Source organism: Novosphingobium sp. UBA1939, assembly GCF_002336885.1.
Taxonomy (GTDB): domain Bacteria; phylum Pseudomonadota; class Alphaproteobacteria; order Sphingomonadales; family Sphingomonadaceae; genus Novosphingobium.
Genome location: NZ_DDFB01000023.1, coordinates 1 through 12659 on the forward strand (window position 1 = coordinate 1; position 12659 = coordinate 12659).

12 protein-coding genes and 3 pseudogenes are annotated in these 12659 nt (G+C 67.6%); 9 read left to right on the forward strand and 6 right to left on the reverse strand.

What is annotated here, in order from left to right:
- Window positions 1-284 (reverse strand): annotated as a pseudogene (locus tag B3547_RS22030) (hypothetical protein); the annotation flags it as partial.
- Window positions 267-1358: pseudogene (coaBC, locus tag B3547_RS03965) on the reverse strand (bifunctional phosphopantothenoylcysteine decarboxylase/phosphopantothenate--cysteine ligase CoaBC); the annotation flags it as partial. The pseudogenes coaBC and B3547_RS22030, both read right to left, overlap by 18 nt.
- A 93-nt stretch (window positions 1359-1451) precedes the next feature.
- Between coaBC and B3547_RS03970 the strand changes: the two are divergent.
- On the forward strand, window positions 1452-1874 hold the full coding sequence (locus B3547_RS03970; RefSeq protein WP_292960418.1) for a hypothetical protein: 423 nt from the start codon (window positions 1452-1454) through the stop codon (window positions 1872-1874).
- 39 nt (window positions 1875-1913) lie between these two features.
- Here the strand turns inward: B3547_RS03970 and B3547_RS03975 are convergent, their stop codons facing one another.
- The 3 genes from B3547_RS03975 to B3547_RS03985 are packed head-to-tail and all read right to left on the reverse strand — an operon-like array spanning window position 1914 to window position 5393.
- Window positions 1914-3038 carry an acyltransferase family protein gene (locus B3547_RS03975; protein WP_292960421.1) on the reverse strand — a complete coding sequence of 375 codons (1125 nt, stop codon included), beginning with the start codon at window positions 3036-3038 and terminating at the stop codon, window positions 1914-1916.
- Entirely contained in the window at window positions 3035-4594 is a 1560-nt protein-coding gene (gene ubiB / locus B3547_RS03980) for a 2-polyprenylphenol 6-hydroxylase (protein ID WP_292960424.1), read from the reverse strand. Before ubiB ends, B3547_RS03975 begins: the two co-directional genes overlap by 4 nt.
- Before the next feature lie 13 nt (window positions 4595-4607).
- Window positions 4608-5393, reverse strand: coding sequence for a class I SAM-dependent methyltransferase (locus B3547_RS03985; RefSeq protein WP_292960427.1), 786 nt, complete (start codon window positions 5391-5393; stop codon window positions 4608-4610).
- Between the two features lie 92 nt (window positions 5394-5485).
- On the opposite strand from B3547_RS03985, the gene mutM reads away from it, so the two are divergent.
- The 5 genes and pseudogenes from mutM to B3547_RS04010 all read left to right on the forward strand — a co-directional run.
- Window positions 5486-6298 (forward strand): bifunctional DNA-formamidopyrimidine glycosylase/DNA-(apurinic or apyrimidinic site) lyase, encoded by an 813-nt coding sequence (gene mutM / locus B3547_RS03990; protein ID WP_292960429.1) that lies wholly within the window; start codon window positions 5486-5488, stop codon window positions 6296-6298.
- Window positions 6299-6370: 72 nt separating this feature from the next.
- On the forward strand, window positions 6371-7015 hold the full coding sequence (locus tag B3547_RS03995; RefSeq protein ID WP_292960431.1) for a TonB family protein: 645 nt from the start codon (window positions 6371-6373) through the stop codon (window positions 7013-7015).
- Window positions 7016-7159: 144 nt separating this feature from the next.
- Window positions 7160-7819 carry a hydrolase gene (locus tag B3547_RS04000; protein ID WP_125954489.1) on the forward strand — a complete coding sequence of 220 codons (660 nt, stop codon included), beginning with the start codon at window positions 7160-7162 and terminating at the stop codon, window positions 7817-7819.
- A 92-nt stretch (window positions 7820-7911) separates the two neighbouring features.
- Entirely contained in the window at window positions 7912-8739 is an 828-nt protein-coding gene (locus tag B3547_RS04005; protein ID WP_125954490.1) for an alpha/beta fold hydrolase, read from the forward strand.
- A 15-nt stretch (window positions 8740-8754) separates the two neighbouring features.
- Window positions 8755-8916, forward strand: a pseudogene (locus B3547_RS04010) (DUF1427 family protein); the annotation flags it as partial.
- A 227-nt stretch (window positions 8917-9143) separates the two neighbouring features.
- Here B3547_RS04010 and B3547_RS04015 read toward each other — a convergent pair.
- Window positions 9144-10073, reverse strand: coding sequence for a LysR family transcriptional regulator (locus tag B3547_RS04015; protein WP_124810214.1), 930 nt, complete (start codon window positions 10071-10073; stop codon window positions 9144-9146).
- A gap of 115 nt (window positions 10074-10188) precedes the next feature.
- On the opposite strand from B3547_RS04015, the gene B3547_RS04020 reads away from it, so the two are divergent.
- The 3 genes from B3547_RS04020 to B3547_RS04030 all read left to right on the forward strand — a co-directional run.
- Window positions 10189-10887 carry a pirin family protein gene (locus B3547_RS04020; RefSeq protein WP_124810213.1) on the forward strand — a complete coding sequence of 233 codons (699 nt, stop codon included), beginning with the start codon at window positions 10189-10191 and terminating at the stop codon, window positions 10885-10887.
- 285 nt (window positions 10888-11172) lie between these two features.
- Window positions 11173-11952, forward strand: a complete 780-nt coding sequence (locus B3547_RS04025; RefSeq protein WP_292960440.1) for a glutathione S-transferase family protein — start codon at window positions 11173-11175, stop codon at window positions 11950-11952.
- Window positions 11952-12659, forward strand: a 708-nt coding sequence (locus tag B3547_RS04030) for a glutathione S-transferase family protein (protein ID WP_292960442.1), incomplete at its 3' end; no start/stop codon positions are given. The genes B3547_RS04025 and B3547_RS04030, both read left to right, overlap by 1 nt.

Consider the following 12659-nt stretch of genomic DNA (forward strand, 5'->3'; position numbering starts at 1 on the left):
CCGGAGCGCGGCCGCACCTGCGCCTCGAACCCGCGCGGCAGCGCGATCGAAAGCCCGGTTGGCACCATCGCGTATTTTCCCGGCGGCAGGATCAGCGGCGTTTCGGCGGGAACTGCCGCCAGCAGATCGAGCCCGGCGGCATCGGCGCTCTGATAGGCCGGTAACGCCAGACCTTCGCCGTGGGGGAGTTGGCGGATGTCGACCTTGACCGTTGCGCTCACGAGGCTTTTCCCACTGTCTTTGCGATCTTCGCCACCAGTTCGNNTGTTGCGGTCGCCGCCCATCACGCCGGTCGCCGGCGACACGTCGTTGGCGACGATCCAGTCGCAGCCCTTGCGCGCGATCTTGGCCTTGGCGTTGTCGATCAAGTGCTCGGTCTCGGCGGCAAAGCCGATCACCAGCGGCGGCCGCTTGTCTTTCAATTTGGAAATCGTCACGAGAATGTCGGGATTCTCAACCAGTTGCAGTGGCGGCATGCCGGCGGAGGTCTTCTTCAGCTTCTGCTCGCCTTCGTTGGCGACGCGCCAGTCGGCCACCGCGGCGGCGAAGATCGCAATATCCGCCGGCAGCGCGGCTTCGACCTTGTGCAGCATGTCGCGCGCCGACTCGACGCGGATCACGGTGACGCCGGGAGGATCGCGCAATTCCACCGGACCGGAAACCAGCGTGACGTCGGCGCCGGCGGCCTGCGCCGCGGCGGCGATCGCAAAGCCCTGCTTGCCGGAGGAGCGGTTGGCGATGTAGCGCACCGGATCGATCGGTTCGTGGGTGGGGCCGGCGGTGACGACGATGTGCTTGCCGGCGAGCGGACGCGCGTTCGGCCCGCACATGCCGGCGATCGCCTGCCAGATCGCGGGCGGTTCGGGCAGGCGGCCGGGGCCGTATTCGCCACAGGCCATCGGGCCTTCGTCCGGCTCCAGCACGGTCACGCCATCGGCGCGCAGCGTGGCCACGTTGCGCCGCGTGGCGGGATGGCCCCACATGCGCACGTTCATCGCCGGCACGGCCAGCACCGGCTTGTCGGTGGCGAGCAGCAGCGTGGTGGCGAGGTCGTCGGCCACGCCCGCCGCCATGCGGGCGAGCAGATCGGCCGTCGCCGGGCAGACGACGACGAGATCGGCCTGCCGTGACAGCTGGATGTGCCCCATCTCGACCTCGTTCTTGAGATCCCACAGCGTGGTGTGCACGGGGTTCTCGCTGAGCGCGGCGAGCGTGAGCGGCGTGACGAAGTGCGATCCGCCTTCGGTCAGGACGCAGGTGACCGAGCCGCCCTCCTTGCGGATCAGCCGCACCAGTTCGGCGGCCTTGTAGGCGGCGATCCCGCCACCGACGATCAGGAGAATGCGCGGTCCGTTCATCGCCCGCGCTTGTGCAATGCGGTTCGCCCGCGCGCAATCCTTTTGCGCGAAAGGCGAACTTGCGGCACACCGGCCCGAAACGGAGGGACCGATATGCGTCTTGTGGTGACCGCGCTGATTTTCCTGACGGGCCTGTTCGACCTGTTCATGGCGGTTTCGTTCCTGCTCGATCCCGGCAGTGCCGGCGCGGGGCTGGGCGTGGCGGCGATCGGCATGGCCGGTGGGCCGCAGGGCGCGGCGGCGGGGCTTTCGACGATCCGCGCGGACTTCACCTCGTTCTTCGGTGTCGGCGCGTTCTGCATGATGTGGGGCGCCTGGCGCCGCAACGCGGACCTGCTGCTGGTGCCGGCGCTGCTGTTCGGCGTCTCGTTCGTGGGCCGCGCGGTGAACGTGGCGATGGTCGGCGCCTATCCGCAATGGCCCCTGCCGATGGGCGTGGAGGCCTTCCACGTCGCTCTGGCGCTTGCGGCGTGGCGACTGCTGCCGCACCACCGGATCAGCGACATCGCCGCTTAGAAGCCGCCCAGGGGCATTTTAGGGCTATCCAGGCGTGGCTCAGGCGTGCGCCGGGTGGTGGTCGCGCAGCCGCTTGGCCATGCGGAACACCCAGCGCTGCGCCGGCCGTTCGAACCAGCGGTGCGAGGCGAAGCCGGCCAGGATGGAGAGGCCCAGGAAAAAGACGAGGAAGGCGGGCTGGCTGGCGATGCGGCGCGTGCCCACCGTCTCGTCGATCAGCAACACCAGCATGAGCTGCAAGGGGAAATGCCACAGGTAGATGCCATAGGAGGCATCGCCCAGCTGCCGGCCGATGGCGAAGCGATCGTTGCGGTCGGCCAGATCGAGCGCGAGCGTGAGGCAGAGCGCGGCGAAAGTGCCGGCAAGGATCACCATGTCGCGCGATTGCCAGCCGTTCCAGGCCCAGAACGCCCCCGCCACCAGCAGCGCGCCCAGCGGCAGCAGCGTGGCCGGGCGCAACCAGCCGCGCAGCGCCATGCCATAGACAGCCACCCCGCCGAAGAAATAGCCAATGCAGGCCATCACGTCCCGGTCGGGCAGCTTGGCGAACACCGCCCAGACGAAGCCCACCGCGATCGGCAGCCCCAGCGCCAGCGGCGCGCGGCGCAAAGCGGGCAGCGTCAGCCAGAACACCGCATAGGCGAGCATTTCGGTGGAGAGCGACCACGACGGGCCGTTGAACGACTGGTTATCCTGCCATCCCCAGTACTGCATCAGCGGCAGGCTGAGCAGGAAGTGCTTGAGGTTGTTCTGGTGGTAGATGAAATCGGTGCCGTTGAGGCCCGCATAGGCCGCCTGCAGCACCGCCACGAGCATGAGCGTCAGCACGTGCAGCGGCCACAGCCGGGCCACGCGCGCCAGCCAGAAGCGCCCGCGCCCCTGCGTGTCGGCCAGATAGACGTGCGCGAAGACGAAGCCCGAGACCGCCCAGAAATACTGCACGGCGGTGTGGCCGTAGTCGTAGAGCCAGGCGAGCGCGTGGTAGAGCGGCACCACCGCCGAGCGCCGGACGTGGAAGCCGTATTCGACCGGCGGCACGAAGAAGTGCTGGTAATGCCAGAACAGCACGGCCACCGCCGCGAGCAGGCGCGAGAAATCGAGCGCGTTGAAGTGCCTCTTGGAAAGCCGCAGGCGGCCTTTCGCCGAAGGAGGCGCGGCGTTCATCCCCACCAGCCCAGCAGGCTGCCGGCGAGCGTGAGGCCCGCGCCCGCCGCGAAGGCCAGCGCATAGCCCGCCCAGCCGCCGGACGAGGTGCCCCGCTTGCGCTCCCACATCAGTTCCACGGCGGGCAGTGGCGGCGGTTCGGGCGCGCCGCCCTTGGCGGGGAAGCGGTCCTCGATCCGGCGGACCAGCGCGGGCAGGCGCAGCAGCGTTTCGGCATCCTCGCGGATGCGATCGGCAATCGCGGATTCGGGGCCAAGCTCGTCGCGGATCCAGCTGCGCACGAACGGCGCGGCGGTATCCCACATGTTGATGTCGGGATCGAGCTGGGTCGCGATCCCTTCGACCATGACCATCGATTTCTGCAGCAGCAGCAGGTGCGGCTGGGTCTGCATGTCGAAATCGCGGGTGATCGCGAACAGCCCGTCGAGCATCTGGCCCACCGAAAGCTCGCTGACCGGCTTGCCGCGCATCGGTTCGCCCACGGCGCGCAGCGCGGTCGCGAATTCGTCGACCGAATGGTAGCTCGGCACGTATTGCGCCTCGAAATGGATCTCGGCCACGCGGCGGTAGTTGCCGGTGGTGAGGCCATAGAGGATCTCGGCGAGCCACGCGCGGGCGCGCCGGTCGATGCGGCCCATGATGCCGAAATCGATCGCGGCGATGGTGCCGTCGGCTTCGACGAACAGGTTGCCCTGGTGCATGTCGGCATGGAAGAAGCCGCCGCTGATCGCCTGGTTCAGGAAGGCGAGCACCAGCCGGCTGGCCAGTTCCTTGCGATCGTGGCCGGCGGCGTCGAGCGCGGCGTTGTCGCTGATCTTGATGCCGTCGATCCAGTCGAGCGTCATCACCCGGCCGTTGGTGCGGTCCCAGTCGATCGCGGGGATGCGATAGCCGGGGAAGGCGTGCATCTGTTCGGCGAGTTCGGAGGCGGAGGCGGCCTCGCGCCGCAGGTCCAGCTCGCGCACGGTCCAGCGCTTGAAATTGGCGATGACAAGGCGCGGGCGCAGGCGGCTCGCCTCGCCACCCAGTGCTTCGAGGTGCGCGGCCGCCCATTCGTAAGTGTCGATATCGCGCGTGAACTTCTCGCGCACGCCGGGGCGCAGCACCTTGACCGCGACCTTGCGCCCTTCGGTGGTGGTGGCGCGGTGGACCTGCGCGACCGAGGCGGCGCCGACCGGTTCGGGATCGAATTCGGCGAACATCGCTTCCAGCGGGCGCTCGAACGTGGTCTCGATCTCGTGCCGGATGTGCTTGAACGCCACCGGGGGCAGACGGTCCTGCAGGCTCAGCAGGTTGCGCGCGGCTTCCTCGCCCACCAGATCGGGCCGGGTGGCCAGCGTCTGCCCCAGCTTGATCGCCGCCGGGCCGATCGCGCGGAAGGCGCCGGCGTAGTCGGGCTCCGCCGGCTGGCGCGTGCCGAACCGGGCGATGCGGCACAGGCGGCGCACCGGCGCGGGCGTGTTGGGGCTCTGTTCGAGCAGGCGCAGCGCGCCGTGGCGCGCCAGCACGCGGCCCCAGCCCAGCAGGCGGCGGATATGGGTGGCGGGCAGGGTCAAGGCCGGCGTCCCCTCAGACCTTCCAGCCCGAATGGATGGCGACAAGGCCGCCCAGGATCGGTTCGACCTTGGTGTGCCGGAAGCCCGCCGCGCGGATCATCCCCTCGAATTGCGGCATCGGCGGAAAGCGGCGGATCGATTCGATCAGGTAGCGATAGCTGTCGGCATCGCCGGCGATGGCCTGCCCGATCTTCGGCACCAGCTTGTGCGAATAGGCGTCATAGACCTCGGAGAAGCCCGGCCATTCGGTGGTCGAGAATTCCAGGCAGAAGAACCGCCCGCCGAACTTGAGCACGCGGAAAGCCTCGGCCAACGCCTTGTCGATATGCGTAACGTTACGGATGCCGAAGGCGATCGTGTAGGCATCGAAGAAGCGATCGCCGAAGCTCAGTTCCTCGGCGTTCTGGCGCGACCAGACGAGGCCGTCGATGCCGCGCTTCATCGCCCGCTCGATGCCCACGTCGAGCATGTCCTGGTTGATGTCGGATACGGTGATCGCCGCGCCCGATGCCGCCATGCGGAAGGCGATGTCGCCGGTGCCGCCGGCCATGTCGAGAATCGATTCGCCCTCGCGCGGCTTCACCCGCTTGACGAACCGGTCCTTCCACAGCCGGTGCATCCCCACCGACATGGCATCATTCATCACGTCGTATTTGCGCGCGACGCTGGAAAAGACCGCGCCGACGCGGGCGATCTTCTCCTCGGCGGGAACGTCCTCGTAGCCGAAGGACGCGGTTTCGCCCTGCGTGTTGCCCGTTCCGGCGGTGTCCGTTTCGGTGCCCGATGTGCCAGTGTTCATGCCAAGCGCCTTTAGTGGGGAATTGTCCGGACGGCAAAGCCTGTTAGGGGAGTGGGCCGGCACCGCGCGCATCAACGCAAAAAAGAAACATCATGCCCGAACTACCCGAAGTCGAAACCACCGTTCGCGGGCTGGCCACCGTGCTGGAAGGGCAGGCCATCGCGCGCGTGCGCGTCAACCGGCCCGATCTGCGCCGCCCGTTCCCCGCCGATCTGGCGCAGGCGCTGACCGGCGCGCGCGTGACCGGGATGGGGCGGCGCGCTAAGTACGGGCTGGTCCACACCGACCGCGACCGGACGATGGTGTTCCACCTGGGCATGTCCGGCCGCTGGCGCATCGATCCGGCGGACATCGGCAAACACGATCATCTGGTGCTGGAAACCGGCAACGGGCACGTGCTGGCGCTGAACGACGCGCGGCGGTTCGGCTCGGTCGATCTCGTCGATACCCCGTTGCTGGAAACCTGGCCGGCCTTCGCCGCGCTGGGGCCGGAGCCGCTGGGCGCGGGCCTGACGGCCGCGCACCTCGCCGCTGCCTTTCGCGATCGCATCGCGGCGGTCAAGCTGCTGCTGCTGGACCAGCGCATCGTGGCGGGCCTTGGCAACATCTACGTCTGCGAGGCGCTGAACCGCGCCGGCATCCACCCGGAGCGCGCGGGCGGCAAGGTCACCCGCAAGGCGCTGGAGCGGCTGGTGCCGATGATCCGCGCGGTGCTGGAGGAATCGATCGCGGCGGGGGGATCGACCTTGCGCGACTATGCCCGGCCAGACGGCGAACTGGGCTATTTCGCCAAGGACTGGCGCGTCTATGGCCGCGAGGGCGAGCCATGCCCCTGCGGCGGCACCGTGGAGCGCGTGGTGCAGGGCGGCCGCTCCACGTTCTTCTGCCGCACCTGCCAGAAATAAGAAGTTTTTGTGACAGGGTGTCCATGCCGTTGATTATGCCGCGCGCAGGCGTAGCATGGGCGGATGGAGAGGATGGCTTATCTGCTGTTTCTCGCGGCGCTGGCCCTGGGTGGCCCCGCGCCCGCGAAGGCCGATCAACCGCCCCGGCTGCGCAATCCCGCCGGGATGATCGGGCGTGACGATTACCCCAAGGATTCGCTGAAACGCGAGGAATTCGGCGTGGTCTCGGTGGCGCTGGAGGTTTCGCCGCAGGGGCGCGCGACGGCGTGCGCGGTGACCGAAAGCAGCGGCTTCGTGGCGCTCGACACAGCGACGTGCGCGCTGTTGCAGAACCGCGCGCGGTTCGAGGCGGCGAAGGATGCCGCCGGGCAGCCGGTGGCCGGGCGGTTCGCGCTTTCGACATCGTGGGGCATGGGCGAGCACATGGCTTCCTCGAACATCCGCCTGACCCTGCAGGCGGCGAAGCTGCCCGAGGACTATCGCCAGTCCGTGCGCGCGCAGGTGGCGTTCGACGAGACCGGCCACATCCATGCCTGCGACATCCTGCAATCGAGCGGCAGCGCCGCGGTCGATCGCGATGCCTGCGCGTTCATGGCCCGCAAGCTGACCGTGCCGCCGCCGAAAAGCCTGGCGCCCGGCGTGCGCCCGGAAGCGATCCGCTATGTGCTGGCGCAAGTGATGACCCGCGCCGAAGCGGAAAAGGTCGCCGCGCAGTAAGTGTGAACTTTTCCAAAATATAGAACGTTCAAATCCAGATTATGCCTCTGCATTGAAAGGCCGAGTCGCCGTATTCCTTCACTCACCCCAGCGACCCGGGGCGAACGAACGCACTTTCCAGAGCTTTCCCAGAAGGATACCGCCATGACCGTCACCGCAACGCCCACCCCCGCCAAGGCCCTGCTCGATCCGGCCAACCACGCGCTTGTCCTGATCGACTTTCAGTCGCAGATGGCCTTCGCCACCAAGTCGATCGCGCCCGAACTGCTGCGCAACAACGCCGCGCTGGTGGCCAATGCCGCCGCCGGCTTCAAGGTGCCCACGATCCTGACCACCGTGGCCGAAAAGAGCTTTTCCGGCCCGATGTTCAGCGAAATCACCGATGCCTTCCCCGGCCAGCCCCTGCTCGACCGCACGTCGATGAACACCTGGGAGGACGCCGCGGTGATCGACGAGGTCAACCGCATCGGCAAGGAACGGCTGGTCTTCGCCGGCCTGTGGACCTCGGTCTGCATCGTCGGCCCGGTGCTGTCGGCGCTGGAACAGGGCTTCGAGACCTATGTCATCACCGACGCCAGCGGCGATATTTCCGACGAAGCGCACGAGCGTGCGGTGGAGCGGATGGTCCAGGCCGGCGCGAAGCCGATCACCTCGCTGCAATACCTGCTCGAACTCCAGCGCGACTGGGCGCGGGCGGAAACCTATGACCTGACCACCGGCATCGCCCGCAAGTGGGGCGGCGGCTACGGTCTGGGCATCACCTATGCCCGCGCGATGTTCAACGCCTCGGAAGGCGCGCACTGAACCCCTTGTTTCCCCTGCGGCCGGGCGTTTCTCCCTGATCCCTCCCGCCCGGCCGTTCCTGCCAACCTCCTGTGATCCCAAGGAGAATTCCCATGAGCTTTGTTACCACCGCAGACGGTACCCGCATTTTCTACAAGGACTGGGGCAGCAAGGACGCCCAGCCCGTGGTCTTTTCGCACGGCTGGCCGCTTTCGGCCGACGCCTGGGACGGCCAGATGCTGTTCCTGCTCCAGCAGGGCTATCGCGTGATCGCCCATGACCGGCGCGGCCACGGCCGTTCCGACCAGCCCGACACCGGCAACGACATGGACACCTATGCCGACGATCTGGCGGCGGTGATCGCGGCGCTGGACCTGCGCAACGTGGTGCTGGTTGGCCATTCGACCGGCGGTGGCGAGATCGCCCACTATGTCGGCCGGCATGGCACGGCGCGGGTGGCGAAGATGGTGCTGGTGGGCGCGGTCCCGCCGCGCATGGCCGTCAGCGACATCTATCCCGGCGGCCTGCCGCTCTCCGTGTTCGACGGCATCCGCAAGGGCGTGGCCGACAACCGTTCGCAGTTCTATCTCGATCTTTCGACGCCCTTCTTCGGCTTCAACCGCGAAGGCGCGCAAGTCAGCGACGGGCTGCGCCAGTCGTTCTGGCGGCAGGGCATGCAGGGTTCGATCGTGGGCCAGTACCTGTGCGTCCACGAATTCTCGGAAGTCGATTACGCCCCGGACCTGAAGGCGATCGACGTGCCCACGCTGTTCATCCACGGCAACGACGACCAGATCGTGCCGATCGGCAACGCCGCCGAACTGGCGGTCAAGATGGTCCCGGGCGCGGAACTGAAGGTCTATGAAGGCGCGCCGCACGGGTTGACCGCGACGCACCAGGACCGGTTCAACGCCGACCTGCTGGCCTTCATCAAGGCCTGAGGAGGAGAGACCGCCATGCAGGCCATGCTCCTTTCGCTCGGCGCCGGAACGCTGGCCGGCATGGTCTATGGCCTGCTGGGGGTCAAATCCCCCGCCCCGCCGGTGATCGCGCTGGTCGGGCTGGCGGGAATCCTGCTCGGTGAACAGGCGCTGCCGGCGGCCAGGACGGCGCTGGAGCCGCCCACCGTGATGCAACCGGCAGGGCGCTGAACGCCCCGCCCTCCGAAGCGCCCGCCGGCCCGCAAGGTCCGGCGGGCGTTTTCGCGCCGGGCATGATGGCATTTGTTTCGTCATTGCGAGCGTAGCGAAGCAATCCAGAGCCTCACGTGGTGCCCTGGATTGCTTCGCTACGCTCGCAATGACGATGGGGGAGGGCGATGTCGTGCTGGCGAGGTTGCCCGGTGCTAGATGTCGCCCAGCCCTTCGAGCTCGCGGTCCTGCGCGCCCAGTTCCACGAACTGGTCCAGCAGCCACGAGGCGGCCGGGCCGGGCGGGGTATCGCGCCGCCACACGCCGTTGAAGCGATAGGTGCCGCCGACGTGATCGGGCATGTGCAGGCGCACCAGCGTTCCCGCCACAAGGTCTCCGTCGATCATCGGTAGCGGCATGTTGCCCCAGCCGATCCCTTCGCGCAGCAGGGCGTGCTTGGCCGAAAGGTCGGCGAGGCGCCAGGTCTGCGGGCTCGTGACCGAATAATCGCGGCCTTCGGTGAAGCGCGAACGGTCGGTCAGCACGAGCTGGGTATATTCGCGGCCCATGCCGGGCAAGATTTCCTTGGCGCGGCCCAGCGGGTGATCGGGCGCGGCGACGGGCACCATCGCCACCGACCCTGCCATGCGCGATTCCAGCCCTTCCACGCCGGCGGAAAGCGGGCCGGAAATGCCGACGATGGCCTTGCGGTCCAGCACCATGGCGGCGATGGCGCCCAGCGCTTCCATGTGCAGCTTGAGCTGGACGGTGGGGAACTCCTGCTTGAACGCGCGCAGCACGCGGCCCAACCGGTCGGGCGGCAGCATCACGTCGATGGCGAGGTCCACTTCGGCCTCCAGCCCGTCGAGCAGGCCTTTCACCTTGGCGCGCAGCCCGTCGATCCCCTGCGAGATCGTGCGCACTTCGGCCAGCAGGGCGCGGCCGGCCACGGTTAGCTGCGGCTTGCGCGTGCCTTCGCGGTCGAACAATTCGAGGCCCAGCTGCGCTTCGAGATTGGCGATGCCATAGCTGATGACCGAAACCGCGCGGTTCAGCTTGCGCCCGGCGGCGGCGAAGCTGCCGGTATCGACGATGGCGAGGAAGATGCGCAGCTGATCGAAAGTGGGGGTACCGGGATTGCTCACTTTTCCGATTCCTCGAATGAATTGCCGCATTTTATCTGGCTGAACGGAAAGGATGGCAACGCCTAAATGGAGCCCAACGGCGCGCTGCTTCGAGGCGCGCCAGCGGAGACATACCATGATCGAACTGCGCCCATTCGACAGCCTTGGCGGCGCCAACCACGGCTGGCTCGATGCCAAGCACCACTTCTCGTTCGCGAGCTATCACGATCCCGCGCGTGTCCACTGGGGAAACCTGCGCGTGTGGAACGACGATACGATCGCGCCCAAGAGCGGCTTTCCGCCGCACCCCCACCGCGACATGGAAATCATCACCTATGTCCGCGAAGGGGCGATCACGCACCAGGACGACCTTGGCAACAAGGGCCGGACCGAAGCGGGCGACGTGCAGGTGATGAGCGCCGGCACCGGCATCCGCCACGCCGAATACAACCTGGAGGACGTGACCACCCGGATATTCCAGATCTGGATCATCCCGACGCGCGATGGCGGCGCGCCGAGCTGGGGTTCGCGCCCGTTCCCCAAGGACGACCGTTCCGGCCACTTCGTCACGCTCGCCTCGGGCTATGACAACGACAACGATGCGCTGCCGATCCGCACCGATGCGCGGGTGGTGGGCGCGACGCTGAAGGCGGGCGAAACGGCGGAATACCCGCTGGGCCGCGATCGCAAGGCCTACCTCGTGCCCGCCAGCGGCGCGGTGCAGGTGGGCGACGTGCGCGTCAACGCCCGCGACGGCGCGGCGATCAGCGATCTTGACGTGGTGCGCATCACCGCGATCGAGGACAGCGAGATCGTGATGGTCGACGCCGCCTGACCATTCCCTGCTGATCCCCGGAACCCCGCGCCGCCCCGGCGCGGGGTTTTCCGTGTCCGCCGCAATAGCGCCTTTTGGTTTCACTCCATGAAACCATGCCGCAAGGGGAGCGGCGCGGCGCGCGCGGCTGCCCCAAAGTGCCGCAAATTTTCACGCGATGGCTCTTGACCGACTCTCGGTCCAAATTAGTATGTAACACTAACAAAATCGGGATGGCCCGATCGGGAGAGAGTCGATGGTGCAGCAAGGCGGCGTGGAGCCGCTCCCTCGGGCAGGCGGCACGGCATGAGCGGGATCGCGCTCTACCACTGGGAACCCAACGCCAATTCGGGCAAGCCGATGCTGGCGCTGATGGAAAAGGGCGTGTCGTTCGACAGCCATTACATCGACATGCTCCAGTTCGACCAGCACAAGCCCGGCTACCTCGCGATCAACCCGCAGGGCACGATCCCGGCGATGACGCACAGCGGGGCGTGGGGCACGCGCGTGCTGACCGAAAGCACCGCGATCATGGAATACGTGAACGAGGAATTCGCCGGGCCGGCCCTGATGCCCGCCGATCCGCGCGACCGCTGGCGCATCCGCTGGTGGATGAAGTTCATGGACCAGTGGCTTGGCCCCAGCTTCTCGATGATCGGCTGGAGCGTGTTCGTCGGCCCGATGGTGCGCCAGCGCGATCCCGCTGAACTGGACGCGGCGATAGAGCGCATTCCTCTGCCCGAACGCCGCGTGGCCTGGCGCAAGGCGATCAGCGGCCAGTTCGGCGAAGCGGAAATGGCGGAAAGCCGCCGCCGCGTGGCGTTGGGGATCGATCTGCTCGAACAGGAGCTGGGCAAGCGCGACTACGTGGGCAGCGACCAGTACAGCCTGGCCGACATCAACATCTTCAACAGCACCTATTCGCTGCCGCTGTCGCAGCCGGACCTCGCCGGCAAGGACCGCACGCCCAACATCATGCGCTGGCTCAAGCGGGTGTACCAGCGCGAGGCGGTGCAGAAGACCTGGGCGATGGGGCGCACCGATCTCGCCCACCGCTACAGCCTGATCATGGAAGGCATCGACTGATGGGCGCGGTTCTCTATCACGGCGAGCCGAACGGCGCTTCGCTGACGGTGCTGGCGGCGCTGGCAGAAACGGGCGACGAAGCGGCGCTGGGCATTACCTGCCGCCCGATCAACCTGCTGGCCGGCGAACGGCACCGCATCCCCAGCCTGACCGAACGCGTCGCGCTCGACATGGGGATCGAGGGCGAAGGCCCGGTGCTGGTGATCGATGGCGAGGCGATGACCGAGTCGGTGTTCCTGGCGCAATACATCGACGAACTGGCGGGCGGCGCAGGGCTTCAGCCGGCGGATTCGCACGCGCACTGGGAAATGATGATGTGGTGCCGCCAGATCACCGAACGGCTTTCGCCGGCGGCGGCGCTGCTCGGCAACCTTGCCTCCTCGCAGGCGGAAATCGCCGCCATTGGCGCGGCGGATTTCGCGGGAATCACGGCCAGCATCCCGTCCGACGATCTGCGCCAGCGCTGGCAGGCGCTGCACGATGGCACGATCGACGCGGCGCAGGTGGCCGACAGCGAGACCAAGGTGGCGCAGGCGGTCGACCGGTGCGAAGGCCAGCTTGCCGACGGGCGCGACTGGCTGATGGGCGTCTATTCGATCGCGGACATCGTCACGTTCTCCTGGCTCGCGGGCATGGAACTGCTGCGCCCCGAAGCCTTCGCCGCCGCGCCGAAAACGACCGCGTGGCTGGCGCGCGTGCAGGCGCGG